This is a genomic window from Halomonas garicola (assembly GCF_031935715.1).
Taxonomy (GTDB): Bacteria; Pseudomonadota; Gammaproteobacteria; order Pseudomonadales; family Halomonadaceae; genus Vreelandella; species Vreelandella garicola.
Genome location: NZ_JASSZF010000027.1, coordinates 14,793 through 41,516, shown reverse-complemented (window position 1 = coordinate 41,516; position 26,724 = coordinate 14,793). Strand labels below are relative to the sequence as shown.

Here is a 26,724-nt window from a genome sequence, read left to right as displayed (position 1 = left end):
CCAGGCAAGCGCCCACATGAATTACCTGATCAACTTGTTAAAGAGCGTCTCGCTAACACCACTCGCCGGCGATGACCTGCCGCGGCGGCTGCGAGGAAGGCGCATTCTACACGCCTTGAAGCGTTTGTCAACGGCTTGAATTAAACCGCGTAACTGGCTGACAAACAAGGCCTTTTTTGGGCCCTATCACCGCCGGTGACGCTTGGCGTCGCCGGCAGCGGATGCGTACTATAGGATCTGACAGGGTGTTTGACAAGGGGGAAGCCACGAATTTTCCGCTTCGCCTCCACCGGTAGGCACGTTAGCCCGTCTGGATTAGCCTGTCTGAAAAAGCAAGCTCAGCGCCGACACCGTACACAACGTCAGCGATATAATTTGCAGCCAGCGCCGATTAAGCTTCGGGGCAATACGGTTGGCCAGGGCATTACCCAGCAGTACCGCCGGCAGTAGCGTGGCGGCAACGCCAAAATGCCAGACGCTAATTTGCCCGGCCACGGCCAGGGTAAACAGCGTAAAAATTGAGGTCAGGATAAAAAACGCGGCTAGATTACCGCGCACGCGGTCGGGCGGAAGACCGTGCATAAGCAACACCATGGGCGGGCCACTGATGGAAGCCACGGTTCCGAAAATCCCCGACAGCACGCCGGCACCAAAGAGCGTCTGACGATTTACCGGTAGTCGAAAACGAAACAGCGTGACCAGAACGGCAAACAGCACGATGGCGGCGATCAGCTTTTCCAGGATCGCCATGGGCGCGGCGAGCAGCAGCCAAGCGCCCAGCACATTGCCCGGTAGCCGCCCGACCAACGCCATGCTGATCGGCCCGAGGCTCACTTCGTGGCGGTAGTAGCGCACCATCATCAGCGATACCGTCAGCCCAAACAGCACCAGCACCACGGGCACCAGTCGGGGCTCCAGCATCAGCAAGAGCGGTGCGCTGACCACCGCCAGACCAAACCCGGTGGCACGCTGGACAAAGGCGCCTACCGTCAGCACCGCCGCCGCGCTGAGCCACAGGCGCGGCGTCATCTCCAGCCAGGCAAAGACATCAAACATGATCAGGGGAAGCGTCGGGCACGGGCCTCGGGGTCAGCCAGCGCACCCCCACGTTGCCTATCGCCGATGCTATCAGCATGGTCACCACCATCGGCCACATGTTCTCGATTTCGAAATAGCCCACCATCATGCCGGCGAGCGCCCCGCAGCTGAACTGGATGCCTCCCAACAGCGCCGTGGCGGTAGCGCTGATGTGGCCAAAATGATCCAGCAGCGAGGAAATCGAGTTGGGCGTAATCAGGCCGATCATCCCGGTAAAGCACATCACCAGGGCGACCACCACCGGCAGGCTGTTAAGCCCCAGCGCGGTAACGATCACCAGACCGGACGACGCCGCCAGCTGCACCGCCAGCCCCAGGCGCAGGTTCTGCTGGGGCGTTCGCGTCTTCAGCAGGGCGATATTCACCCGGTTGGACGAGGCGATAATGATCACGTTGGCGCCAAAAACAAACGGATATAGCGCCGGCGACAGGGAGAAATACTCCATATAAACAAACGGCGAGGCGGTAACGAACGCAAACAGGCCGGAAAATGCAGCGGCGACTGCACAGATATACCCCATGCCCTCGCGGTGGCGCAGAATGCTGGCGTAGTTGCCGAGCACCTGACGGGGTGAGGCGGCCGGCAGCGACATATCTCGAGTTTCGGGCAGCTTGGTGCCTAAAAGCCACAGCAAAAACAGCGCATAGGCCGCAAGGAACACGAAAATAAGCCGCCAGTCCACGGCATGCAGCAGCGCGCTGCCCACGCTCGGCGCCACCAGCGGGGCAAGCATCATGATCATCGCCATGGTCGACATCACCCTTGCTGCTTCCCGCCCCTGAAAACAGTCGCGCACGATCGCCGCCGAGTTGACCACGCAGGCGCCGCCGCCCAACGCCTGAACAAAGCGCAGCGCCAGCAGTTCGGGCAAACTGTCCACCTGGGTAAGCATCAGGCTCGCCAGCGCAAAGATGGCAAGCCCGCCGGTGAGCACGGGCTTGCGCCCCAGTCGGTCGGAAAGCGGCCCGAAGCACAGCTGCCCCAGCGCAAAGCCGAACAGGAAAACGCTGATGGAAAGCTCGGTGCGATGGATGCTGGCGCCGACGGTATCCGCTAACGCCCCCATGGCGGGCAGATAGGCATCAATCGCAAACGGCGCCAGCGCCGTATTGGCAGCGACCAGCAACGCCACGCGGCGAGGGTTAAGTTCCATGCAGCTCCTTAAATACAGAATAAGTGGCAGCACCCTGCTCGCCGACAAGCGGCATAAAGGTGCTCATGAGGTAGCTAATCATAGACGATTCAGCCCCTCTTGGCTGCGCTGTTCGAGGCGCCGCTGCCTTGCTAGAGTACAGCCACGATATCAAAGGAGCGTGACATGGCGAGAAGCCTGCTATCCCAACTCAAGCAAATGACGACCGTGGTCGCCGACACCGGCGATCTGGACGCCATCCGCCGCTTTCGGCCCCACGATGCCACCACCAACCCCTCGCTGATTCTGCAGGCTGCTCAGCACGAAGACCGCCGCGAACGCCTGGCGCGCATTGCCGGTGAAAGCCGCGACCTGGACGATGCCCTTGACCGGATCGCCGTGGATATCGGCAGCGAAATCAGCGCGCTGGTGCCCGGCTATGTGTCCACAGAAGTCAGCGCTCGGCTGTCGTTCGACCGCGAAGCTACCGTTGCTCGGGCCCATTCGCTGATCGAGCGCTACCAGCAGGCCGGCGTGGGCCCCGAGCGCATCCTGATCAAGATTGCCTCTACCTGGGAAGGCATTCAGGCCGCATCCCGGCTGGAGCGCGAGGGCATCCAGACCAATCTGACGCTGCTGTTCGGCTTTACCCAGGCCCAGGCCTGCGCCGACGCCGGCGCCACGCTAATCTCGCCGTTTGTGGGGCGTATACTCGACTGGCACAAGACCCGGGATCCCGAGACGGACTTCAGCGGCCATAACGACCCCGGCGTCATTTCGGTGAAAAAGATCCATGACCACTTCAAGGCGAACGGCTACCCCACCATCGTCATGGGCGCCAGCTTCCGTAACGCCGGCGAAATCCAGGCGCTGGCCGGCTGCGACCGGCTGACTATTTCGCCCAAGCTGCTCGGCGAGCTGGACGAGCGGTCAGGCACCCTGCCCCGCCAGCTCGACGCTGCCGGCGCCGGCACCGCTGCCAAGCGCACGGCGCCGCTTGACGAAGCGACCTTTCGCTGGCAAATGAACGAAGACGCCATGGCAGACGAAAAGCTTGCCGAAGGCATTCGCAAGTTCATGGCAGATCAGCGCCGACTGGAAACGCTGCTGGGTGATCTTGGCCAAAAAGGCGGATAGCCGGGGCCGCCACGACGAGCTGCCACGCCAACGTCAGTGGCGAGTCGAGGTGTCCTGGGCTTCGAGCATTTCCACCAGCGGCTGAAACTCCTCACGGTTATGTTCGTTCATGTGCATCAAAATACGGTGGGCTTCCAGAATGCGCTCGCGCAGCCCGCCTTCGTCCGCCTGCACTTCGGGAAGATCCTCGGCATCATCGGCCGGGCTGTGACAAAGCGGCGCTGAAAGCAGCGTGAAAAAGCGGGCAAACCCCATGACGTCGAGCATCTGACGCACGTCGGGGTTGTCGGCAATAATGGTCGGCGGCTGCTCCAGGCGACTTCTCACCGCCATGGCGACCTTGGCCAGAAACCCCAGCGCCGTCGAGTCAACGTTGCTTGCTTCGCGCAGGTCGATAATGACCGCGCGCAGCCCCGGCGTTTGCGCCAGCTGCTGCGCCTGGGTGTCCAGCGTGGCACAGAGTGTCAGGCGGACATCACCGCATAGCTTGAGGACAAACACCCCGGAATCGAACGCCGCTTTAATGCGGCCTTCCTCAGTCAGCATGACCAAATCCGCTCACCATCATGATGGTTAAATCATCGGGTAACGCCAGCCGGTCATCGCTCGCCTCGTCCGGCTGGCGCGCCTTTGCCAGGTCAACATGGGTGCTGGTCCGGGCAAGCCCGTCGCGGAACTGCTCAAGCGACGCGCTTTGCGCTAACAGCTGCTCCAGTTGACCCAGCCGCGCATCGAGCGTTTTCCCCGGCAGGCATTCCAGCACGCCGTCGGAGCACAGCCACAGGGCAAAGTCGTCCGGCAGCGCGCACTCAAGGACAGGATAGACCGCATCCGGAAACAGCCCAACCGGCATGCCCTCACCTTCCAGGCGCTCAAGCGTGCCGCCGGCCTGCAGCATGGGCATCGGCAGCTGGGCGCCCAGCGAATAGTGCAGCGTCCTGTTGACGTGGTCAATCACGCCGGCAAACAGCGTCGCGTGCTTGCCAATATCGCTGTCCTGAAGCTCGCGGTTGAGAGAGGCGAGCCAGTCTGCCGGCATGCGCTCGGGGGCTTTACCGTCCCACTCATGCAGCCAGCGCGTAAACAGGTATTTAAGCAATACCGTCACAAAGGCTGACGATGCCCCGTGACCGGAGACATCGGCAAAGTAGAAGGCACTATAGCGGTCACTGTAGCGCTGATAGCCCAGAAAGTCCCCGGAGAGATACAGCGACGGCGCCAGCCAGTAGTCAAAGCGCACGCCGCTGAACACGCGCAAACTCCGTGGCAGCAGCCGGCGCTGGATATAGCCCCCGCTTTGCTGGTCCAGACGCAACAGCTCAAGCCGGGCCTGGAGACTGGCATTCTCCCGAGCCAGCTCCTCGCAGCGCTGCCGGTACACATCGAGCGACTCACGCATGGCGGTATCGCGCTTGTTTTCGTGCTTCATCCCGAGCCTCAATCGGCGGCGTTATCGTCGCCGGGATCCGCGTCGTCAACGTTTGCGTCATCAAAATCCGCGTCATCAAAATCCGCGTCATCAAAGTCAAAGTCGTCTGCGGCAAAGGGATCGTCACCCAGCTCGCCATCGCTGATCTTGAACGCGCGATTCTGCAGATAGGCATCGCGCATAAAGCGATAGCGATCTCCCTGGATCAGGTCTTCCTGGTCGAGCAGACTGGCACGCTGGTCGATCAGGTTGAGCGCGCCCAGAGCAATCCGGGTTTTATCGTCGTCGACGTAGGTGACCGGATAGGCGGCGATATCCGCCGGCAGACCGGTGGCATCGCGCAGGGTGCTCGGCCCCAGGAACGGGAGCACCAAGTAGCGCGAATCCGTCCAACCCCAGGTGGCCAGCGTCTGGCCAAAGTCTTCTTTCTCCTGGCGAATGTCCATCTTCTTCGCCACGTCAAAAAGCCCGCCGACGCCCGCCGTGGTGTTGATCAGCAGCCGCGACGTAGCGCGGCTGGCATTTTCGCCCTTGCCCTGCAGCAGGCTGTTCAGCACCGTGCGTATTTCCCCCAGGTTGGAAAAGAAATTGCCCACGCTGTCCTCGACCGGTTCGGGCGTAATCGTGCGATAGCCCTTGGCAACCGGGCGCAACGCATAGCGATCCAGCACGTCGTTGAACACAAACACCTTGCGGTTGAAGCCTTCCCAGGGATCCTCCGGATGCGGCTCGCCTTTCGTCGCGCTGCTGGCACAGCCGCCAAGCACCACGGCAAGCGCCACGGTAGGCATCAAAAGGGCTGCGCGTTTAACGCCCGGCGCAGGGGTGAGGCGGAAATTATCTGACATGGGAGTCTCTTCAGGGGTGGTCATGAAATCAAACCGGCAACGCTAGGCTTTCTGCAGCACGACGCTGCCCGCGCTGTAGCCGGCACCGAACGAGCAGATAATGCCGATATCGCCGGGCGCAAGCGAGTCGCGGTGCAGGTGAAAGGCAATAATCGAGCCCGCCGAGCTGGTATTGGCATAGCGGTCGAGTATCACCGGCGCCTGCTCCGGACCGGGCTTGGCGCCAAGCACCTTGCGCGCGATCAGGTCATTCATGTTCTGGTTGGCCTGATGCAGCCAGAGCCTGCGCACGTCATCTGCGCCAAGCTCGAGAGAAGCCAAATGGTCGCTGATCAGCCTTGCCACCAGCGGGCAAACCTCCTTGAACACCCGCCGCCCTTCCTGGACAAACAGTTTGTCCAGCGCGTTAGGGTCGGCATCGGCCACGCGATTCAAAAACCCGGCGTTATTGCGGATGGCGTTGGAAAACTGCGTTACCAGCCGGGTCCCGAGTATCGCGTAGCGCTCTTCGGCCCGGGCGACCGCGTCGTTCTCCAGCACCATGGCGGTACAGGCGTCGCCAAAGATAAAATGGCTGTCGCGATCGCGGAAGTTCAAATGCGCCGAACAGATCTCCGGATTGACGATAAGCGCGCGCTTGACGCTGCCCGAGGCAATGGCGTTGGCGGCCGTTTCCAGGGCAAAGGTGGCCGAGCTGCACGCCACGTTCATATCAAACCCGTAGCCGCCGGCACCCAGCGCCTGCTGAAGCTCTACGGCCATGGCCGGATAGGCGCGCTCCAGGTTCGAGCAGGCAACGATCACAAGCTCGACATCTTCCGCTTCTATGCCGGCGCTGGCAAGCGCCTGGCGGGCCGCGTCAAGCGCCATGTCGCACTGGATCGACGGCTCGTCGTTACCCCGCTCGGGCAGGTGCGGGCGCATCCGCTCCGGATCAAGGATGCCTTCGGCATCGAGCACGTAGCGGCTTTTAATACCCGAGGCCTTCTCGATAAAGGCGCTGCTGGAATACGCGAGCGGTTCGCGCTTGCCGGCGGCAATGGCTTCGGCATGGCGGTCGTTCTCGGCTTTAGCCCAGGCGTTGAACGCGCTCACCAGCGCCTCGTTGTCCACGGCGTGCTCGGGGGTATAAAGCCCGGTACCGGTAATCACCACCTGTGTCATTCGCCCTCTCCTCCCGGCGGCACGCCGCCTGCTCGATCGTCGATTACGCCTGAGTGATATCCTGCCAGCGCTTTTCCAGCCGCTTGACCGATACCGGCATGGCCGTGCCCAGCTGCTGGGCAAATAGCGACACCCGAAGCTCCTGGAGCCACCAGCCAAACGCCACAAGCTCCGGAGATTCTACCCGCCCCCGGCGCTCGCTTTCGCGCCGGGCGTCAAAACGCGCCTCCAGCGACTGGATATCGCCCATCAGCATCTGGTCGCGGCCGCGCTCGCGCGGGGCCTTTTCCAGCCGGATCAGCGCGGCCTGCATGTAGCGCGGGTAGTGCGCCAGCCAATCACCCGAATCGCACAGAAACCCCGGGTACACCAGCCGCTGCATCTGCGCCTTGATATCACTGTAGACCAGCGCCAGGGCAAAGTTGAGCTTGCCCTTGAGCACCTTGGTTACCTCCAGGTGCTCCTTGAGGGCAGCGTGGGCCTGTTCCAGCAAGGTTTCCGCGTGGGGAATGACGGCGTCGCCAACCTCCTGCAAGCGCTCTTCCAGAGCGGCGGCCGAGCGCGGCAGCGGCGCCACCGCCACTACCTGGGTAAAAACGGCCTCGACCAGATCGTCGATAAACGCCTGCTTGCTGCCTACCTTGGCAAACAGCAGCGCGCAGGTTTCCATTCCTTGCAGCTGGCGAATCTGCCTGACCCACTCCGGGCGGTTGGCCATGGCCAGTCGCGCAACGCCCTCCCGGTGGGCGGCTTCGGCCTTGGCCGGGTGATCCAGCAGCGACACGCTGAAGGATCCCCCTTCCTTCACCAGCGCCGGATAGGCTTCCACGCGGATGCCTGCCTGCTCGGTCACCCGGGACGCCGGCAGCGGCGTTTCCGGCAGGCCCTCAACCACCGGCGCCTCGCTTGCCTCGGCGGCAAGCGCACGCGCGCCCTGGCTGGCGGCGTCTTCAAAGCGCTGCTCCAGCGCCCGGGCGTCGCGCCCCCGGCCCAGGGTCTGGCCGTCGTGGCCCACCACGCGAATATTCATGATCAGGTGCGGCTCCAGCTGCTCCAGCCGCCAGTCGTCGGGGCTGACCCGGGTGCCAGTGCGCCGGCGAATGAACTCGCCCAGTGCTTCCGTGAGCGGGCGGTTATCGGGTACCAGGGTCTCAAGCGCGGCGTCCACCCAGTCGGGGATCGGCACCACCTGGCGGCGCAGGCTCTTGGGTAGCGACTTCATCAGCGCAATGCACTTGTCGCGCAGAAGCCCCGGCACCAGCCATTCCAACGCGTACACCGGCAGCTGGGGCAGCATGGCGGCGGGCACGGTGAGCGTCACGCCGTCGTCTTCCGCCCTCGGGGAAAAATGATAGCTGACCGGGTAGCTCACCCCGCCAAGGGTCAGGTGATCCGGGTACTGCCCTCGGGTAACCTCCTCGGCCTCCCGGGCCTTGAGGGCGTCGAGGTCAAACTTGAGCAGATCCGGGTTGTCGCGCTCGGCCTTCTTGCGCCAGCTCTCAAAGCCCTTGCCGTTGACGATATCGGCGGGGATACGAGTGTCGTAAAAGGCAAACAGCGTTTCTTCGTCGACGAGGATATCCCGCCGCCGGGCGCGGTCTTCCAGATCCTCAACTTCGTCGATCAGGGCGCGGTTGTGGGCAAAAAACTCGCCCTGGGTACGAAACTCGCCTTCGACCAGCGCCCGGCGGATAAACAGCTCTCGGGACTCTTCCGGCGCAATGGCGCCAAAGTTGACCCGCCGGCCGCTGACGATGGGCAGGCCGAACAGCGCCACCTGCTCCTTGGCCACCACCTGGGCGCGCTTCATCTCCCAGTGCGGGTCGCTGTAGCTGCGCTTGACCAGGTGGCCGGCCTCGGGTTCGATCCACGCCGGGTCGATTTTTGCCACGGTGCGGGCAAACAGCCGCGAGGTTTCAATAAGCTCAAAGGCCATCACCCACTTGGGCGTCTTTTTGGCAAGCCCCGAACCCGGGTGAATCACGAACTTGCGGTTGCGCGCGCCGAGATAGTCACGATCTTCGGTGAGCATCCCCAGGTTGGACAACAGCCCCGAAAGCAGCGCCTGATGCAGCTTGCCCGAGGTCTTGCGCCGAGCCTGGCGGGCCTCTTCCTCGCTCTGCTCGGGATCGCCCGGCGGTGCTTTGGGCACGTCAATATCCATATCGCGCAGCAGCTGACGCAGCTGGCGGAAAGTATCGTGCCACTCGCGCACGCGCAGGTAGTTGATGTAGCGCTCGCGGCACCAGCGCCTGAGCTGGTTGCCGGAAAGCGCTTCCCGGGCGTTTTCGATGCCGTGCCAGAGGTTGACCAGGGCGACAAAGTCCGACTCCGGCGAATGCCAGCGGTGATGCGCCTGGTCCGCCGCCTGACGCTTGTCCGCCGGGCGGTCCCGGGGATCCTGGATCGACAGCGCCGAGACCACCACCAGCACCTCGTATAAACTGCCGCGATCGGCGCCGGCCAGCACCATGCGCGCCAGCCGCGGGTCGATAGGCAGCCGTGAGATCTGCCGGCCAAGCTTGGTCAGCGCGTTTTTATCGCTCACCGCGCCGAGCTCATACAAAAGCCGAAAGCCGTCCTTGACAAAGCGCGGGTCCGGCGGGTCGACAAACGGGAACGCCTCGATGCTGCCAAGCTTCAGCGAGAGCATGGACAAAATCACCGAGGCCAGGTTGGTGCGGCGAATTTCCGGGTCGGTAAACTCGGGCCGGGTGAGAAAGTCCTCTTCGTCGTAGAGGCGAATACACACGCCTTCGGCAATCCGCCCGCAGCGGCCCTTGCGCTGGTTGGCGCTGGCCTGGCTCACCGGCTCCACCGGCAGGCGCTGGATCTTGGCGCGGAAGCTATAGCGGCTGATGCGCACCAAGCCCGGGTCGATCACGTAGCGAATGCCGGGCACGGTGAGCGAGGTTTCCGCGACGTTGGTGGCCAGCACAATGCGCCGCCCCTTGTGCGGGGCGAAAACGCGGTTTTGCTCGGCGTTGGACAGCCGCGCGTACAGCGGCAGAATCTCGGTGCCGCGCAGATCGGCCCGCCGCAGGGTGTCGGCGGCCTCGCGGATTTCGCGCTCGCCGGGAAGAAACACCAGCACATCCCTTGGGCCGTGCTGCCAGCCCTTCTCCCGCTCGATCTGCTCGATTTCTTCTACCGCCTGGACGATGCCGTCCTGCAGGGAAAGATCGTCTTCGTCGTCGGCCTCGCGGACAAGCGGCCGGTAGCGCACTTCCACCGGGTAGGTGCGCCCGGTTACCTCGACCACCGGTGCCGGCGTCTCCCGAGTGCCGAAATGGGCGGCAAAGCGGTCCACGTCGATGGTCGCCGAGGTGATAATGATTTTCAGATTGGGGCGCTTGGGCAAAAGCCGCTTGAGGTAGCCCAGCAGAAAGTCGATGTTCAGGCTGCGCTCGTGTGCCTCATCGATGATGATGGTGTCATAGCGCAGCAGCAGCGGATCGTTGCGGGTTTCCGCCAGCAGAATGCCGTCGGTCATCAGCTTGACCAGGGTGGTATCCCGGCTCTGGTCGGTAAAGCGCACCTGATAGCCTACCTGCTCGCCAAGCGGCGTCTCGAGCTCTTCGGCCAGGCGGGTCGCCACGCTTCTGGCCGCCAGCCGGCGCGGCTGGGTATGGCCAACGAGGCCGCGACGGCCGCGCCCGAGCTCCAGGCAGAGCTTGGGCAGCTGGGTGGTCTTGCCCGAGCCGGTCTCCCCGGCAACGATGACTACCTGGTGCTCGTTAAGCGCTTCGAGAATATCCTCCCGGCGCTCCGCCACCGGCAGTTCCGGCGGGTAGTTGAGCGTGACGCGCTGCTCTCGGCGCGCCTGAACCAGGCAGGCGGCGCGCTCCATTTCCCGGGTGATCTCGCCCAGGCCGCGATCAATCGGCTTGCCGTCGCCAAGCCGCCGCTCAAGGCCTGCCAGGCGACGCTCAAAACGCTGCGCGTCCTTGAGCATCAGCGCAGCGGCTGCCTGACGCAACGCCTGCAGGCGCTCGGCAGGGCTGGCGTCGGTGTCAGCCGGGGATACGGGCGGCGTTATGGTAGAAGAATCTGAGGTATCGGCAGTCACGGTCGGCTCAATTTCATCGGCGGTGGCCATCAACAATCGGCCCGCTCGGGTGAGCGGGCCGGCGAGTATAACGCTTTCAGGCAAGGGGCACCTACCCCAAGGCACTAATCCCGATCAGCACGACTGGTCCGCACGGCACCCGGCGACAAACGCGGCCGCAGCCATTCCCGCTTCGTGGCGCCGAGTAGAAGGCAACCGCTACGGCGCTGCCGCGTCGGGATCCTCGTCGCGCAGCTGGCGGCGCAGCACCTTGCCCACGTTGCTCTTGGGCAGCTCGTCTCTGAACTCGACGTGTCTGGGCACCTTGTAGCCGGCGAGCTCCTTCTTGCACCAGCGGCGCAGCGTCTCGGCGTCGAGTTCGGCGCTGTCGGTGACCACAAAAAGCTTGATCGCCTCGCCGCTGTCGTCGTCGGCAATGCCCACGGCGGCGGCTTCGCGCACGTCGGGGTGGGCGGTGACCACGTCTTCGATTTCGTTGGGATAAACGTTGAAGCCCGACACCAGGATCATGTCCTTCTTGCGGTCGACGATGCGCACGTAGCCGTCTTTTTGCAGAACGGCAATGTCCCCGGTGGCAAACCAGCCGTCCCGGAGCGCACGGCGAGTTTCCTCTTCCATGCCCCAGTAACCCTTCATGACCTGGGGGCCCTTGACGCACAGTTCGCCCGGCTCGCCCAGCGCCACGTCGTGACCGTCCGCGTCCACTGCCTTTACCGCCGTGCCCGCTACCGGCTTACCGATGGTGCCCAGCTGAATGGCGTCGCTTGGATTGAAGGCGACAATCGGTGAGGTTTCGGTCAGGCCGTAGCCTTCGGCCACCGGGCAGCCGGTGACCTCTTCCCAGCGCTCGGCGGCGGCCCGGGTCAGCGCCATGCCGCCGGAAATGGTCAAATGCAGCCGGGAAAAGTCCAGCCGCTTGAAGTCTTCCCGGTGGCACAGCGCGTTAAACAGCGTGTTCAGGCCGATAAAGGCGCTGAACGGCTCCTTCGCCAGGGTTTTGACAAAAGCGCCCAGATCCCGCGGGTTGGGTATCAGCACCGAATGATTGCCGGTATTTACCAGAAACAGGCAGTTCACGGTAAACGTATAGATGTGGTAAACCGGCAGCGGCGCGATCACCCGCTCGCTGCCCTCGCCGATATTCTCCCCGATGGCCTGGCGCGCCTGCAGCATGTTGGCCACCAGGTTGCCGTGGGTAAGCATCGCCCCCTTGGGCTTGCCGGTGGTGCCGCCGGTATATTGAAGCGCGGCCAGATCATCCAGGGTTTGCGGCGCATCGCGCTGCTCAAGGGTACGCCCCTTGCTCAGCGCCCGGCGCCAGGGCGTCGCATCGGGAAGCGAATACGCCGGCACCATTTTTTTCAGGTACTTGACGGCGGCGTTGATCACCCAGCGCCTGGGCGCCGGATGAAGGTCGGCAAGCTCGGTCACCACTACGTGGCGAATGCTGGTTTGCTCCCGTATTTTTTCCAGCTTGGCCGCCATGTTGGCCAGAATGACGATCGCGCTGACGTCGGCGTCCTTGAACTGGTAGGCCATTTCGCGCTCGGTGTAGAGCGGGTTGGTATTGACCACCACCATGCCGGCGCGCAGCGCGCCGAACACCGCCACCGGGAACTGCAGCACGTTGGGCAGCTGAATAGCGATACGGTCCCCGGGCGCAAGGTCGGTCTCGTGGGTCAGCCAGGCGGCAAAGCTTGCCGACAGGCGGTCCAGCTCGCTAAAGCTCAGCGTTTGCCCCATGCAGGTAAAGGCCGGACGGTCACCGAAGCGCGCGACGGCTTTGCGCCACACGTCGGTAATCGAGCCGTACTGCTCAACGCCCTCAAGCGCGGGCCCGTGGAGCACCGGGTCGCTTCCCGGTCCGGAAAAAGCAGCGTGTTCGCTCATGGGGCAGTCTCCGCTATCCGCGTCGGCCAGATTACCGACGTTGTTATTGTGTCAGATACGGTTGTTGTATCAGCCATGGCGGCGCTTGTCTCGGCCGGCGCCACTCTTTCGAGCCCGGCTGCGGCGCTTCTGCTTTCAGCTATTGCCTTTGTCAGGCGCTACTGGCTGCCTGGCCATCGCCTGTATAGCGCGCCTGTATCTCGCCGTCCTTCCACACCAGCAGCTCCCCCGGCGCCATACGCCGCCATTTCTCGTTATGGGTCAAGGGCTCGGTGGCAATCACCGACACAATATCGTCAGGCGTGGTGTGTTCGACAAAGTTGACCGTCATCTCGGCATCGGAAAGCTCGGCCTCGCCGAAGGGCGCGCGCCGGGTAATATGCGCAAGCTTGGTCGCACAGTAGGTATAGAGGTAGTCGCCGTCGGAGAGCAGCAGATTGAACACCCCAAGCCCGCGCAGCCGCTCGCACAGCGCGTGAAGATACTGCCACAGCCGTCGCGGATCGTCCGGCGGCACGGGGAAGACCCGGCGTACCTCGCCGAGCAGAAAACAGCAGGCGTGCTCGCTGTCGGTAGTGCCCACCGGGGTATAGCTACCCAGCGGCAGGCCTTGCCAGCCGGAAAGCTGGCCGTTGTGCGCATAGCACCAGGGGCGCCCCCACATTTCCCGGGTGAAGGGATGGGTATTGGCCAGGGTCACGTCGCCCACGTTGGCCTGACGAATATGGCTGATCACCACGTGAGATTTGATCGGATAGTCGCAGATCAGCCGCGCAATGGGCGAATCCACCGACGGATGCGGATCGCGAAACTCGCGGTAGCCGCCTTCTTCATAAAAGGCGATACCCCAGCCGTCGCGGTGCGGGCCGGTGCCGCCGCCGCGGTGCAAAAACCCCGCAAAGCTGAAGCAGATATCCGTGGGCACGTTGGCGCTCATTCCCAGAAGCTCACACATCGCTGACTCCTTTCGCGGGGTACCGCCCGGACGAACGCCTAGCCGAGGACCGGCTCCCGGCGGCGGGTTTCGGTCTCGGCGCCGGTTCCTCGGGCCGAGGCTGTCTTCCTGCCGGCCGGGGGCGTACGGTCGTCCTCAGCGCTGGCGCTCGGGCGACGCCACCACCAGAGGGCAATGCCGACAAGCGCTCCCAGCACCACGCCGCTCAGCAGCCACATCAGGCCGCCGGCAAACGCCGTCGAGTCCCCTTCCAGAAAGCCCACGGCGGCGACCATGGCCGACGGCGCCCAGCCGTGATAAAACTCGCCTTCTTCCACCAGCGGTAGCGAAAAGCTCGCCGGCATCCAGATGGCGCCGACAATGGCCCAGGTGAGCACCAGCCGCGCCAGGCGCGGTAAAAACGCAAACGCCAGATAAACCGCGCCCAGCACCAGAATCGACACGCCGTAATACGCCAGCCAGAGCTGTGACATTGAATCGGCAAACAGCATAGTATTCCTCTTGTGGATCTCAGTATCCGTGCAACATTTTCCGTTATGGTACCCGTCAATTGAACAAAGCACAGCCAGAACGTACCGAGCTTTCACCGGTATTGCGTTATTTCCGTTCCGACGCCCCCGAATGGCACTGGCTTGAAGACGACGAGGCGCCCGCTACCCGGGCGTTTCTCGACGCCGCCAACGCCGAGCACGCCGCCTGGTTTGCACCGCTCAAGCCGCTGGCCGAGGCGCTCTATCGCGGCCACCTGGCTCGGCGCGAGCTGGCCTCGACAAGCCTTGAAACCGCCCTAGATCACTATACGTTCTACAGCGTCACCGGCGCCGACGACGACTATCCCCGCTGGTGGCGCTACCCCAACGGCTACCCGAGCAAGCGCGAATGCTTTTTTGACCTGCCCGCCCGGGCCGCCGGCCAGGCGTTTTTCGAGATCGGCGACATGGCGCTTGCGCCGGACGAGCAGTGGCTTGCCTGGACCGAAGACACCCGGGGCGACGAGCGCTTTATGCTGTGGCTAAAGGCCCTGCCCGACGGCCAGCCCCAGCGCCTGCTTGACGACATCGGCCCGGCGCTGTGCTGGGCCGAAGACCAGACGACGGACGCCGCCACCCTGCTGTTCACCCGCTTCGATGCCACCCAGCGCCCGGACAGCGTCTGGCGCCTGCCGCTGACGCTTGCCGAGCCGGCCGTCGGCGACACGCCGCGGCTGATCTGGCAGGAAGACGACCCCGAATTCTGGGTAGGCATGGACAAGACCCGCTCCCGGCGCTGGATCGTACTGGAAAGCGCCTCCAAGGACACCGGCGAAACCTGGGTGGTGCCCGCCGCCGCGCCGGCCACAACGCCGGTGTGCCTATACCCGCGCGACACCGGCGTGGAGGCTGGCATCGACCACCGCCCGGGCTTTTTCTACTGCCTGCACAACCGCGCCGGCGCCCACTTCCAGCTGGACGTGGCCGCCGAAGAGACGGCCCTGGCAGCGGCCCGAACCGGGGACGAGAGCATCGCCTGGCGGCCGCTGGTTGCCCACCGGGAAAGTGCCACGTTAGAAGGCGTTGACGCCTTCTCCTGGGGCTTGATGCTGGCCGAGCGCGACCACGCGCTGGCCCAGGTGACCCTGCGCCGGCTGGTGCTCGACGACGCCCACCGCATCAAAAGCGACGAAACCCTGGCGCTCCCGGAAACGCCCTGCTCCCAGCTGCTGGAAGACGCTCCGCACTTTGCTGCCCAAGCGCTCAGGCTGCGCGAGGAGTCCTTCACTCGCCCGCCGCGCTGGGTCGAGGTGGACTTCGAAAGCGGCGAACGCCAGGTGCTCAAGACGCTGCCGGTGTACGGCGAGCTGACGCCGGAAAAACTCACCAGTCGGCGTCTCTGGGCGACAAGCGCTGACGGCGAAAGCGTCCCGGTATCCGTGGTCATGCGTGCCGACCTCGCCGATCGACCGCTGCCGACGCTGCTGTACGGCTACGGCGCCTACGGCGACCCTCAGGATCCGTGGTTTTCCATCGCCCGGCTGGAACTTCTAGAGCGCGGCGTCGCCTTTGCCGTGGCCCACGTGCGCGGCGGCGGCGAGCGCGGCGAGCCCTGGTACCTCGACGGCAAGATGGCGCACAAGGAAAACAGCTTTGATGACTTTCTCGCCGCCCGAAACGCCCTGGTAGAGCAGGGCGTCAGCCAGGCCGCGCGCATCGTCGCCTTCGGCGCCAGCGCCGGCGGAATGCTGGTAGGCACCTGCGTCAATCGCGCTCCCGACGCTTTTTGCGCGGCGGTGCTGGAGGTGCCCTTTGTGGACGTGCTGCGCACCATGCAAACCCCCGAACTGCCGCTGACCACCGCCGAATACAGCGAGTGGGGCAACCCAGCAACCCCCGAGGTCGCGGCGCGCATCGGCGGCTATTCGCCGGTGGATAACGTCACGGCGCAGGCATACCCGGCGCTGTGGATCGAAGGCAGCTGGTTTGATACCCGAGTGGCCTACTGGGAGCCGGCCAAGTACTATGCAAAAGTAACACAGGCCCGGGTCACGCAATGCCAACAGGGCGAGGCGCCGGTGCTTTTGTATACCGACATGCAGAGCGGCCACGGCGGCGCTTCGGGGCGGTTCAAGGCCTGGCGCGACGCCGCCCGGCAGGATGCGTTCATACTCTGGGCGCTGGGCCTTGCGCCCGACGCCTAAGCCGCCCGCTTCACCGCCTAGATTGGCAACACGGCAATCACGTGCTCTTCCAGGCGGTGCTCGGGCACCCAGTCCTGGGAGATGGCGTAGCCGCGCACGCTCACGCCCTTGCGGTGGACGCGTTCGGCGTCGTTGCTGAGCAGCGGATGCCAGCCGGCAAGCTTGCGCCCTTCGGCCACGCGGCGGTAGCCGCAGGTGGACGGCAGCCAGGCAAACTCGCGGACCAGCGCCGGCGTGAGCTGAATACAGTCGGGCACGCTGTCAAAGCGGTTGGGGTAGTCGCTGCACTGGCAGCTGTGGGTGTCCAAAAGCCGGCAGGCCACGTTGAGGACGGCCACTTCCTGGGTGTCCTCGTCGTGGAGCTTGAGCAGACAGCACTGGCCGCAGCCGTCGCACAGCGCCTCCCATTCGGCGTCGTTGAGTTCTTCCAGGGAGAAGCGCTCCCAGAAGCGTTCGCGCATCGGCATGGTCGTCTGCCCTCCTTCTTCACGGTTTACCGAGCTGGTGGCTCTCGCCACGCCTAGTAAACGGCCTGAGTGGGTGTCCGGTACAGATCGAGCAGATAGTCGTCTTTCGCCGGCGGCATCTGGAAATAGTAGCCCTGATCGGCGATGGCGGCCAGCACGTCGGCGGCATTGACTCGGGCCAGCGGCTTGTCCGCGGTCAGCAGCAGAGTAAACACCGGCACCGGCTTGCCGAACTGCTCGAGCAGCGCCTCGGGGATCTCTTCAAGCCCCTGGCGCTTGTCGACGTACAGGTACATCTCTTCCTTGCGCGAGCTTTTGAACACCTCGCAGATGATGCGGTCGGCGGCGGTCATGATGCTTCCTCAAGGGTTCGGGTCAACGATTCGTTCAGGCATTCGCCGCGCCAGCCGTCGGGCAGTACGGGCGTTTCACCGGCCAGCGCCTGCATGGCAATGGCTTCGATATCCCGCCGGCGCAGGAGCATTTCCGGCGCCATACCCAGCGCGGCGGCGCGGTCGCTGACGGTCTTTTTCAACGCCTTGAACAAGGGTTTGAACGGCGGCCGCGCGGGGTCCGGCCAGACCCGGGGCAGCGCTTCTGCATCCCGCTCCCGGGCTGTTTGCACCAGCGCCAGCAGAGTATCGCCCTCCTTTTTGACCAGCGACGGCTTCACCTCTTCTATCGCGGCCAGCTCAAAGCGGTTTTTGGGCATGGCATCGGCCACGGCGAATAGCACCTTGTCGCTTACCAGCCAGTTGCGCGGCAGGTCGCGCCGGCGGATCTCGCCTTCGCGCCAGGTGGTCATCAGCCGGTAGGCCTCGATCTGGCGCGGGGCAAGCCGCCACAGCTGGCGCTGGCGGGTAAACCACTTCGCGTCCTGGTCGGCGCCGCGCCCGGCCTGCTCCACCAGCGCCCGGCACTGGGCCAGCGCCCAGCGCATGCGCCCGCTTTTTTCCAGCGCTTCACCCTGGCGCTTCCACACTTCCAGCAGGCAGATCACGTCCAGCGCGGCGTAGTCGCACTGGGCCCGGCTCAGCGGACGCTTGAGCCAGTCGGAGCGGGTTTCTTCCTTGGGCAGGGTTTCCCCCAGCCAGTGCTCTACCAGTTTCTGATAGCCCATGCCCGGGGTGTCGCTCAGGAAACCCTGGGCTACCTGGGTATCCATCAGCGGCGCCGGTAGCACGCCGGCCCAGCGCTGGAACACCTCAAGATCTTCGCTGCAGGCATGGATCAGCTTGAGCGCGTCGCTTTGCAACAGCGCCCGACACGCCGGCGTGCAGTCAATCGCCAGCGGATCGACCAGCCAGGTCATGCCGCCCGCGGCAAACTGAAACAGCGCCGGCAGCGGATAAAACGTCTTTTCACGAAAAAACTCGGTATCCAGCGCGATCACGTCGGCCGTCGCCATCTGCGCGCAGGCATCATCCAGCGCCCGGGGCGTGGCAATCCACTGGTACGAGGGGGAGTCAATCAAGGACAAAAGCAGGATTTCCGGTCAGGGCGCACGCGCGGCGTGCACGGCAGAGTTTATTCGCTGGTGAACGGCAGGCGGCCGTTGAACGCCCGACTAAGCGTACCGCCGTCGACGTACTCAAGCTCGCCGCCCATGGGCACGCCGTAGGCCAGGCGTGAGAACGTCACGCCGTAAGCGTCAAGCCGGGTCGCAATGTAGTGCGCGGTGGCCTCCCCTTCTACCGTGGGGTTGGTGGCCAGCACGATTTCGCCTATCGCGCCCTCGGCCACGAGCTGCTCCAGCTGTTCAAGGCCGATGGTTTCGGGCCCGATGCCGTCAATGGGCGACAGGTGTCCGTGCAGCACGAAATAGCGCCCGCTAAAGCCCCCGGCCTCTTCGATGGCCAGCTGGTCGGCCGGCGACTCGACCACGCACAGCAGCGTTTCATCCCGCCGCGGACTTTCGCACAGTGTGCACAGCTCGGCCTCGGTCAGCGTACGGCAGCGCCTGCAGTAGCCCACGGCCTCGACCGCCTCGGCGAGCGTGGTTGACAGGCGCTTGCCGCCTTCGCGCTCGCGCTCCAGCACGTGCATGGCCATGCGCTGGGCGGTTTTTGGCCCCACGCCCGGCAGCACTCGGAACGCTTCCATCAGCTGTTCGACAAGCGGAGAAAAGCGCATCGCTTAAAACGGCATTTTAAAGCCGGGCGGCAGGTTCAGGCCCGCGGTCGCTTCTTCCATCATCTCCTTGGAATTGGCCTCGATCTTGCGCACGGCGTCGTTGACCGCCGCGGCCAGCAGGTCTTCCAGCAGCTCCTTGTCCTCTTCCATGACGCTCGGATCGATGTCGACCTTGCTGACGTCGTGGCGGCCGTTCATGGTGATTCTGACCATGCCGGCACCGGCTTCGCCCTGAACTTCGGCCTTGGCGACCTCTTCCTGGGCCTGCTGCATCTTTTCCTGCATTTCCTGGGCCTGCTTCATCATGTTGCCCATTCCGCCTTTCATCATGGTCTCTCTCCAGACAGGTAAAATATCGTTTTCAGTCGGTGCCCCGGGCAGGCGTCACGCCGTTATCTATAAAGGTGGCGCCAAACGTTTCCTTGAGCTGTTGAACATGGGGGTCACGGTTAAGCGTATCAAGCGCCCGGGCGTGGCGCGCCTGCGCCAGCCGGCTTTCGCGCTGCCGGGGCGTTTCCAGCGTCGGATCCAGCGGCTCCGGGGTAAAGGCTACCCGGCGCTTTAGCCCCTGGGCCGCAAGCGCCCGGGCAATACGGGTTTCGTGTATCTCCGCCTGCATGGCCGCCTGCTCCGGATCCAGGCGCAGCTCCAGGGTCGCGCCGTCGTCGTGTTTGAGCTGGCAGTTCGCGGCCAGGCTGCGCGTCAGCCCGCCGAGCCCCAGCGCGGCGAAGCCGTCAAGCCAGCCGGCGTGGTCCAGCCGATCGGACGCTGCCGGCTCCCGAGGCTCGGGGGCAGCCGGATCGGGCTCGGGCGGTACGGGCGCCGTCTCTACAGCCGTCTCAATCACCGGCTCAGGAGCAGGCTGAGATGCCGGCTCGGGGGCCGCTTCCAACGTTGAGTCCGGCTCCGGCGCGGCGTCGCGCGCCGGCTCCAAAGCCGGCTCAGACTTTGGGATGGGCGACGCCGGTGGCGGCTCAGCCGGCCGCTCGGGCTGCAGCGGTAGCGGCGTGGCCGGCGGCCGGGGCACGCCCTGGGGGCGAAACGCCAGCATGCGCATCAGAGTCATTTCCAGGGCGCTGCGTAAATCCGGCGCGTGGGCCATGTCGCCGCGGCCCTGGATGCCGATCTGATAGTAAAGCTGGACATCTTCGGCAGTGAAACGCGCCGCCAGCGCGAGCACGGTCTCACGATCGCCGTGGCCGCTGTCCACCGCGTCGGGGACCATCTGCGCCACCGCCAGGCGGTGCAAAATAGCCGTAACGTCGTCGAGCACCGCGGCAAAGTCCGGGCCCTGCTCGGCCAGCCGGGCCACCTCCTCCAGCAGGCGAGCTACGTCTACCTCGGCAAGCGTCTCGACCAGCGCCAGCACGTGGCGATGGTCCAGCGTGCCCAGCATGGCGGCCACGTCGGCATGGTGAACGACGCCCTGGCCAAAGGCGATGGCCTGGTCGGTGAGGCTCATGGCATCGCGCATGGAGCCTTCGGCGGCCTTGCCCAGCAGCCACAGCGCGCTTTCTTCAAACGCGATGCCCTCTTCGCCAAGCACGTGGGTCAGATGCTCGACCACGCGCTCCGGCGGCAGATGCTTGAGAGTAAACTGTAGACAGCGCGACAGCACCGTGGGCGGCAGCCTGTGCGGATCGGTGGTCGCCAGCAGAAACTTGACGTGGGGCGGCGGCTCTTCCAGCGTTTTCAGCAGCGCGTTGAAGCTGCTGGTGGAAAGCATATGCACCTCGTCGATGAGGTAGACCTTGTAGCGCCCCTGGGTCGGCGCGTACTGGACGTTGTCCAGAAGCTCGCGGGTATCTTCCACCTTGGTGCGCGACGCGGCGTCCACCTCGATCAGGTCGACAAAGCGGCCCTCGTCGATGGTCCGGCAGCTGTCGCACTGCCCGCAGGGGGTCGACGTGACGCCTTCATCCCCCTTGCCGCCTGCCGTGCAGTTGAGGCATTTGGCCAGAATCCGCGCCAGCGTGGTCTTGCCCACGCCGCGGGTGCCGGTAAACAGGTAGGCATGATGCAAACGCCCCTGGTCAAGGGCATTGACCAGGGCGCGCTGCACGTGCGTCTGCCCCACGAGTTCATGGAATGTGCGCGGCCGCCATTTGCGGGCCAGAACCTGATAGCTCATGGGGCAGAATATCCTTCGGCGGGCAAAGAGACAGGGAAAGGCGCCATTCTAGCGGCTGCCACCGTGCCCGCCAACCGCTGCCGAGATACGGCAGAAGCGACGCTTCAGGCGTTGTCGCCTTCTTCGGCGGTGCCGGCGCGCTGGGCCGCGCCCTTGACCAGCTTTTCCAGCTCGCCGTTCTGGTGCATGTCGACGACGATGTCGCAGCCGCCAACCAGTTCGCCTTCTACCCACAGCTGGGGGAACGTCGGCCAGTTGCCCACCTTGGGCAGCTCGGCACGGACGTCTGGATTATCCAGCACGTTGACGAAGGCAAAGCGCTCGCCGCAGCTCATCAGCGCCTGTACGGTCTGGGCCGAAAAGCCGCACTGGGGCAGCTGCGGCGTGCCTTTCATGTAAATCAGGATTTGATTTTCGCTGATCTGCTGCTGAATGTTTTCCACGGTTGTGCTCATGAGGCCTCCTTGGGATTGCCGACGCAAGGCATCGCCCTGCGTCGGTTTCGAGAACGGTCGCGTCGCCGAATCAACTCCGGCTCTGCCAATACCCGACCATGCTACTAGGCCTTGCAGCCTAGCGCCATCCTACCCAATGCGGCCCGCGTTGCGCATCCCCTACCGCGCCGCTAGGATAGTCTTTTTGCACGGAGAGCTCTCATGGCGCGCCATTTTTTGACCCTTCTGGACCTGTCTCCAGACGAGCTGCACTACCTCATCCAGCGGGCCATCACCATCAAGAGCAACCTTAAGGCGCAGGGGCCCAACTACGCGCCGCTACCCAACCGCACCCTGGCGATGATCTTCGAGAAGTCGTCGACGCGCACTCGAGTGTCGTTTGAAACCGCCATGGCGCACTTTGGCGGCCACGCGCTGTTTCTGTCTCCGCGGGATACCCAGCTGGGCCGCGGCGAACCCATCGGCGATACCGCCCGGGTGCTCGCGGAAATGGTTGATGCGGTGATGATCCGCACCTTTTCCCACGCGGGGCTTGAAGAATACGCCGCGGCAAGCGCTGCGCCGGTCATCAACGCGCTTACCGACGACTACCACCCCTGCCAGCTGCTGGCCGACGTGATGACCTGGACCGAGTTGCGCGGCCGAATCCAGGGCCGCACGGCGGTGTGGATCGGCGACGGCAACAACATGTGCCACTCGTGGATCAACGCCGCCCGCCAGTTCGACTTCAACCTGCGCGTCTGCTGCCCCGAAGGCTACGAGCCCCGAGCCGATATCGTCGCCGCGGCGGGGGATCGCGTCAGCATTCTTCACGATCCGCAGCAGGCCGTGGACGACGTTGACCTGGTCACCACCGACGTCTGGGCCTCCATGGGTCAGGAAGAAGAGCAGGCCAAGCGCGAGGCCGACTTCGCCGGCTTTCAGGTCACCGAGGCGCTGCTCGACCGCGCCAGAGAAGACGCCCTGTTTCTGCACTGCCTCCCCGCCCACCGGGGCGAGGAAATCAGCGCCACGCTGCTGGACGACCCCCGCGCCGCGGTCTGGCAGGAAGCCGGCAACCGCCTGCATGCGCAGAAAGCGCTGATCGAATTTCTGCTGCTGGGGCGGGTCAGCTAAGCCGCTGCCCCGTGGCAGCCAGCCGCTGCCGAGCCATACAAAAAACCGCCCGATGGTCTGAGCCATCGGGCGGTTTTTAAATCTGGTGGAGCCTAGCGGGATCGAACCGCTGACCTCAACACTGCCAGTGTTGCGCTCTCCCAGCTGAGCTAAGGCCCCAAGGCTGCGTTCAGCAGCGAGGCGAATCATAAGGGCAGAACCTAGCCGAGTCAAGCCGCCATAAAAAACGCATCTTGCACTACGTCTCCCGGAAAAAGGTGTGGCACTATCGGCTTGACGGCTTGCGCTTGACGGTTTAACGCCTACCCCTTATATGACCCGGCCTTGTAGCGGTTCAGCTGACTTGCCACGCAGGAGCTGCCCCTTGATCCACTTACTGATTGCTGACGATTATCATCTGGTCAGAACAAGCATCGCGCATCGGCTCAGCCAGGAGTGCGATATTGCCATTGCCGGTGAGGCCGCCGACGGCGAAAGCGCGATCGCCCAGTGTCGCGAGAAGCGCCCCAATGTCGTGCTCATGAACATCCGCATGCCGGGTATCGGCGGGCTGGAAGCCACCCGGCGGCTTTATCGCAGCATGCCCGAGATTAAAGTGCTGGCGTTAACCACCCAAACCAAGGACAGTCTGGCCCGCCCCATTCTAGAGGCAGGGGCCGCCGGCTTTCTGAACAAAAGCTCCAGCTACCACGAAATGCTCGACGCCATTCGCCACGTCTTTCACGGCCGGCGCTATATCGGGCAAAGCGTTGCCCAGCGTCTGGCGCTGGCCAACATTGCCGGAGAAGCCGGCCGATTTGACCGGCTTTCCCAGCGCGAGCTGCAAATCGCCCTGATGATTGTCAACTGCCAGCGCGTTCAGGAAATCTCCGACCGCCTCCATCTGAGCAGCAAAACCGTTCACACCTACCGTTACCGGCTGTTTGAAAAGCTCAACGTCAGCACCGACGTAGAGCTGACTCACCTGGCGCTGCACCACGGCTTGGTGGACGGTTTTGACGCCACGCCGCCTTAGCACTGCCTTTTACTCGGCCGCGGTACCGACAAGGATCGTCCGGCTATACGCCGGGCCAAGTCTGTTAGACTGGGCGGCACCCCATGAACACGAACGTTGCGTCATTAATCTTGCCCCATGAGCTTTGACCACAAGCAGTTTCTGAGTACCGTCGGCGCCTCGCCGGGCGTTTACCGTATGCTCGACGCCCAGGGCGACACCCTTTACGTGGGCAAGGCCAAGCGGCTGAACGCCCGCCTGGCGAGCTATTTCCGCGGGCGCCTGAACGCCAAGACCCAGGCCATGGTCGGGCGCATTGCCGATATCCAGATCACCGTGACCCGCAGCGAAATCGAGGCCCTGCTGCTTGAGCAAACGCTGATCAAGTCCTGGCGTCCGCCTTACAACATCCTGCTTCGCGACGACAAGTCTTACCCGTTCATCTTCGTCACCGATCGCCACCCGTTTCCCGCGCTGGAGTACAAGCGCGCCCGCCAGCGAAAAAACGACGGCCGCTATCTCGGCCCCTACCCCGGAAGCGGCGCGGTGCGCGAGAGCCTGGCGCTGATGCAGAAAATTTTCCGCATCCGCAGCTGCGAAGACAGCGTCTTTGCTCACCGCTCGCGCCCCTGCCTGCAATACCAGATCGACCGCTGCAGCGCGCCCTGCGTGGACTACATCAGCGAAGCCGACTACCGCCGGGATCTGGAGCACGCGATCATGTGCCTGGAAGGCAAGAGCGAGCACGTGACCCAAACGCTCACCGATGCCATGGAGCAGGCCAGCCAGTCGCTGGATTTCGAAGAAGCCGCGCGGCTGCGCGACCAGATTCAGCAGCTCAGAGCGCTGCAGCAGCGCCAGTTTGTCGATACTGAAGGCGGCGATGCGGACGTCTTCGCGCTGGCCCAGCGCCCCGGGGGCCTGAGCGTAGCCGTGCTCAGCGTGCGCGACGGCCGCCTGCTGGGCGCGCGCCACCATACTCCGCCTAACGACCTTGATCTTGACCCCGGCAGGCTGCTCGCCAACGTGATCGGCCAGTATTACCTTGCCCAGCCGCACGAAATCCCCGCCGAGATCATTACCTCCCACGCCCTGGACGACGCCGAGCTGCTGCAAAGCGCGCTCTCCCAGCACGCCGGCAAGCGCATTCGTCTGGCCTATCAGGTGCGTGGCCACCGCGCGCAGTGGCAGGATCTGGCAATCACCAACGCCGAGCAGCACCTGGCGACCACCCTTGCCGATCAGCAGCAAATGCACGAGCGCTTTGCCGCACTGCAGCAAGCCCTGGGGCTCGATGCCATGCCCGAACGGCTCGAATGCTTTGACATCAGCCACAGCCACGGTGAGGCCACCGTCGCCTCCTGCGTGGTATTCGATACCGGCGGGCCGCGCAAAAGCGACTACCGCCGCTTCAACATCAAGAACGTTGCCGCCGGCGACGACTACGCCGCCATGCAGCAGGCGCTGACTCGGCGGCTCAAGCGCGTGACCGACGACGCCGGCGTTGCTCCTGACGTGCTAATCGTGGACGGCGGCAAAGGCCAGCTCAACATGGCCCGCGAGGTGCTGAAAACGCTCGGCATCGACAACATTATCCTGCTCGGCGTGGCCAAGGGCACCACCCGCAAGGCGGGGCTGGAAACGCTCTTTCTCGAGACCCCCGAACACCCGCTGGCCCTGGAGGCCACCTCGCCGGCGCTGCATCTGGTGCAGCACATCCGCGATGAGTCCCACCGCTTTGCCATCGCCGGCCACCGCGCCGCCCGAGACAAGACCCGACGCACCTCGACGCTACAGGAGATCCCCGGCATCGGCCCCAAGCGCCGCCGGGAGCTGCTACGTTTTTTTGGCGGCCTGCAGGGCGTACAAAAAGCCGACCGCACCGAGCTTGCCCGGGTCCCCGGCATCAGCGAAGCGCTGGCCGACGTGATTTATCAGTCGCTCCACGGATAAAGCGCGGCGAGCATGGATGCCGCTCGACAAGAGGGATAGAATAGCCGGGCGCTCACGACGCTCCGACGCTTTCTTCCGTTTTTCCGGCAAGGATCGCACCCCGCGATGAACATACCCAATATCCTCACGCTCGCCCGAATCGCCTTCATCCCGCTACTGGTGGTGCTGTTTTACCTGCCGTTCAAGTGGAGCATGTCGGCCGCCGCGATTTTTTTCGCCCTGGCCGCGGTTACCGACTGGCTGGACGGCTACCTGGCCCGGCGCTGGAATCAATCCACCCCTTTCGGCGCGTTTCTCGACCCGGTGGCGGACAAGCTCATGGTCGCCGTGGCGCTGGCGCTGATGATCGAACGCTTTGATACCTGGCTGCTGACGCTACCGGCGCTGGTGATCATCGGCCGCGAAATCGTCATCTCTGCCCTGCGCGAATGGATGGCCGAAATGGGCAAGCGCGGCGCGGTCGCCGTGTCCTGGATCGGCAAGTTAAAAACCACGCTGCAGATGGCGGCCATACTGGTGCTGCTGGGCTTTCCTCCGGGACACCTGATGGCTAACCTGGGGATTGTCACCCTCTACGCCGCTGCCCTGCTGACGCTGTGGTCCATGATCCAGTACCTCAAGGCCGCCTGGCCGCATCTTAGCCGGGAGATGTAAATCGCCCGATGCAGTGATTCGTCCATTGACAACGGGGGCAACCTGCGTATAATTCGCCAGCGAGTCGAGCGGGAATAGCTCAGTGGTAGAGCATCGCCTTGCCAAGGCGAGGGTCGGGAGTTCGAATCTCCTTTCCCGCTCCAACGACTTGAGGCTGGATGGCAGAGTGGTGATGCAGCGGACTGCAACTCCGTTAACGCCGGTTCGATTCCGACTCCAGCCTCCATTTCTTTGAGTATCCTCCCCCTCTTAGTTTTCGCATGCCTCGCCCGGATGGTGGAATAGGTAGACACTAGCGACTTAAAATCGCTTGCCTAATGGCGTGCCGGTTCAAGTCCGGCTCCGGGCACCACATGCGCTTTCCCTATTGCTGAAAACTAATCTTAGTTTTTATTATCAGCTAGTTACCGTTACTTTTAGCGATA

Annotated in this window: 22 protein-coding genes, 4 tRNA genes and 1 pseudogene; 9 read left to right on the top strand and 18 right to left on the bottom strand. The window is 64.0% G+C overall.

The annotated features are described in order from the left end of the window. Window positions 1-315: 315 nt before the first annotated feature. Together RS027_RS10420 and RS027_RS10415 are read right to left on the bottom strand one after the other, a co-directional pair. Window positions 316-1,056, bottom strand: coding sequence for a sulfite exporter TauE/SafE family protein (locus RS027_RS10420; protein ID WP_311956586.1), 741 nt, complete (start codon window positions 1,054-1,056; stop codon window positions 316-318). Then, entirely contained in the window at window positions 1,049-2,251 is a 1,203-nt protein-coding gene (locus RS027_RS10415) for a multidrug effflux MFS transporter (RefSeq protein ID WP_311956585.1), read from the bottom strand. The genes RS027_RS10420 and RS027_RS10415 overlap by 8 nt, the downstream gene beginning before the upstream one ends. Before the next feature lie 165 nt (window positions 2,252-2,416). On the opposite strand from RS027_RS10415, the gene tal reads away from it, so the two are divergent. Next, window positions 2,417-3,367: a transaldolase gene (gene tal, locus RS027_RS10410; protein ID WP_311956584.1), complete on the top strand. Its 951-nt coding sequence runs from the start codon at window positions 2,417-2,419 to the stop codon at window positions 3,365-3,367. A gap of 33 nt (window positions 3,368-3,400) precedes the next feature. Here tal and RS027_RS10405 read toward each other — a convergent pair whose 3' ends face one another. From RS027_RS10405 to RS027_RS10370, 8 genes and pseudogenes are all read right to left on the bottom strand, one after another. Beyond that, complete coding sequence (locus RS027_RS10405; RefSeq protein WP_311956583.1) at window positions 3,401-3,913, bottom strand: STAS domain-containing protein; 513 nt, start codon at window positions 3,911-3,913, stop codon at window positions 3,401-3,403. Beyond that, a pseudogene (locus tag RS027_RS10400) lies at window positions 3,903-4,730 on the bottom strand (PP2C family protein-serine/threonine phosphatase); the annotation flags it as partial. The pseudogene RS027_RS10400 and the gene RS027_RS10405, both read right to left, overlap by 11 nt. Before the next feature lie 74 nt (window positions 4,731-4,804). Then, complete coding sequence (locus tag RS027_RS10395; protein WP_311956582.1) at window positions 4,805-5,644, bottom strand: MlaA family lipoprotein; 840 nt, start codon at window positions 5,642-5,644, stop codon at window positions 4,805-4,807. A 42-nt stretch (window positions 5,645-5,686) separates the two neighbouring features. Beyond that, on the bottom strand, window positions 5,687-6,808 hold the full coding sequence (locus RS027_RS10390) for a beta-ketoacyl-ACP synthase III (RefSeq protein ID WP_311956581.1): 1,122 nt from the start codon (window positions 6,806-6,808) through the stop codon (window positions 5,687-5,689). A gap of 43 nt (window positions 6,809-6,851) precedes the next feature. Further along, window positions 6,852-10,907, bottom strand: coding sequence for an ATP-dependent RNA helicase HrpA (hrpA, locus tag RS027_RS10385; protein WP_311956580.1), 4,056 nt, complete (start codon window positions 10,905-10,907; stop codon window positions 6,852-6,854). Window positions 10,908-11,075: 168 nt separating this feature from the next. Further along, window positions 11,076-12,767 carry an AMP-binding protein gene (locus RS027_RS10380; RefSeq protein ID WP_311956579.1) on the bottom strand — a complete coding sequence of 564 codons (1,692 nt, stop codon included), beginning with the start codon at window positions 12,765-12,767 and terminating at the stop codon, window positions 11,076-11,078. A gap of 151 nt (window positions 12,768-12,918) precedes the next feature. Then, window positions 12,919-13,722 (bottom strand): class II glutamine amidotransferase, encoded by an 804-nt coding sequence (locus tag RS027_RS10375; RefSeq protein ID WP_311956578.1) that lies wholly within the window; start codon window positions 13,720-13,722, stop codon window positions 12,919-12,921. A 38-nt stretch (window positions 13,723-13,760) separates the two neighbouring features. Further along, complete coding sequence (locus RS027_RS10370) at window positions 13,761-14,213, bottom strand: hypothetical protein (protein WP_311956577.1); 453 nt, start codon at window positions 14,211-14,213, stop codon at window positions 13,761-13,763. 59 nt (window positions 14,214-14,272) lie between these two features. Here RS027_RS10370 and RS027_RS10365 point away from each other — a divergent pair, with 59 nt between their 5' ends. Beyond that, window positions 14,273-16,396 (top strand): S9 family peptidase, encoded by a 2,124-nt coding sequence (locus tag RS027_RS10365; RefSeq protein ID WP_311956576.1) that lies wholly within the window; start codon window positions 14,273-14,275, stop codon window positions 16,394-16,396. Window positions 16,397-16,413: 17 nt separating this feature from the next. Here RS027_RS10365 and RS027_RS10360 read toward each other — a convergent pair whose 3' ends face one another. From RS027_RS10360 to grxD, 7 genes are all read right to left on the bottom strand, one after another. Next, on the bottom strand, window positions 16,414-16,863 hold the full coding sequence (locus RS027_RS10360) for a YcgN family cysteine cluster protein (protein ID WP_311956575.1): 450 nt from the start codon (window positions 16,861-16,863) through the stop codon (window positions 16,414-16,416). A gap of 53 nt (window positions 16,864-16,916) precedes the next feature. After that, on the bottom strand, window positions 16,917-17,216 hold the full coding sequence (locus RS027_RS10355) for a YcgL domain-containing protein (protein WP_311956574.1): 300 nt from the start codon (window positions 17,214-17,216) through the stop codon (window positions 16,917-16,919). Continuing rightward, entirely contained in the window at window positions 17,213-18,343 is a 1,131-nt protein-coding gene (gene rnd, locus RS027_RS10350) for a ribonuclease D (RefSeq protein ID WP_311956573.1), read from the bottom strand. The genes RS027_RS10355 and rnd overlap by 4 nt, the downstream gene beginning before the upstream one ends. 47 nt (window positions 18,344-18,390) lie before the next feature. Then, on the bottom strand, window positions 18,391-18,996 hold the full coding sequence (recR, locus tag RS027_RS10345; RefSeq protein ID WP_311956572.1) for a recombination mediator RecR: 606 nt from the start codon (window positions 18,994-18,996) through the stop codon (window positions 18,391-18,393). Window positions 18,997-18,999: 3 nt separating this feature from the next. Then, window positions 19,000-19,326 (bottom strand): YbaB/EbfC family nucleoid-associated protein, encoded by a 327-nt coding sequence (locus tag RS027_RS10340; RefSeq protein ID WP_311956571.1) that lies wholly within the window; start codon window positions 19,324-19,326, stop codon window positions 19,000-19,002. 31 nt (window positions 19,327-19,357) lie between these two features. Further along, the gene (gene dnaX, locus RS027_RS10335; protein ID WP_311956570.1) at window positions 19,358-21,127 is read right to left on the bottom strand and encodes a DNA polymerase III subunit gamma/tau; all 1,770 of its coding nucleotides are present in this window, start codon (window positions 21,125-21,127) and stop codon (window positions 19,358-19,360) included. Between the two features lie 104 nt (window positions 21,128-21,231). Continuing rightward, entirely contained in the window at window positions 21,232-21,582 is a 351-nt protein-coding gene (grxD, locus tag RS027_RS10330; protein WP_311956569.1) for a Grx4 family monothiol glutaredoxin, read from the bottom strand. Window positions 21,583-21,783: 201 nt separating this feature from the next. On the opposite strand from grxD, the gene argF reads away from it, so the two are divergent. Then, complete coding sequence (argF, locus tag RS027_RS10325) at window positions 21,784-22,698, top strand: ornithine carbamoyltransferase (protein WP_311956568.1); 915 nt, start codon at window positions 21,784-21,786, stop codon at window positions 22,696-22,698. Window positions 22,699-22,781: 83 nt separating this feature from the next. On the opposite strand, the gene RS027_RS10320 is transcribed toward argF, so the two are convergent. Further along, window positions 22,782-22,857, bottom strand: a tRNA-Ala gene (locus tag RS027_RS10320). 205 nt (window positions 22,858-23,062) lie between these two features. On the opposite strand from RS027_RS10320, the gene RS027_RS10315 reads away from it, so the two are divergent. The 6 genes from RS027_RS10315 (at window position 23,063) to RS027_RS10290 (ending at window position 26,651) form a co-directional block, all read left to right on the top strand. Continuing rightward, window positions 23,063-23,713, top strand: coding sequence for a response regulator (locus tag RS027_RS10315; RefSeq protein WP_311956567.1), 651 nt, complete (start codon window positions 23,063-23,065; stop codon window positions 23,711-23,713). A 117-nt stretch (window positions 23,714-23,830) separates the two neighbouring features. Next, window positions 23,831-25,645, top strand: coding sequence for an excinuclease ABC subunit UvrC (gene uvrC / locus RS027_RS10310; protein WP_311956566.1), 1,815 nt, complete (start codon window positions 23,831-23,833; stop codon window positions 25,643-25,645). Between the two features lie 105 nt (window positions 25,646-25,750). Beyond that, window positions 25,751-26,299 (top strand): CDP-diacylglycerol--glycerol-3-phosphate 3-phosphatidyltransferase, encoded by a 549-nt coding sequence (pgsA, locus tag RS027_RS10305; protein WP_311956565.1) that lies wholly within the window; start codon window positions 25,751-25,753, stop codon window positions 26,297-26,299. A gap of 68 nt (window positions 26,300-26,367) precedes the next feature. After that, window positions 26,368-26,442: transfer RNA gene (locus tag RS027_RS10300), tRNA-Gly, on the top strand. 9 nt (window positions 26,443-26,451) lie between these two features. After that, window positions 26,452-26,525, top strand: a tRNA-Cys gene (locus RS027_RS10295). Between the two features lie 41 nt (window positions 26,526-26,566). Next, window positions 26,567-26,651: transfer RNA gene (locus tag RS027_RS10290), tRNA-Leu, on the top strand. Window positions 26,652-26,724: the final 73 nt, after the last annotated feature.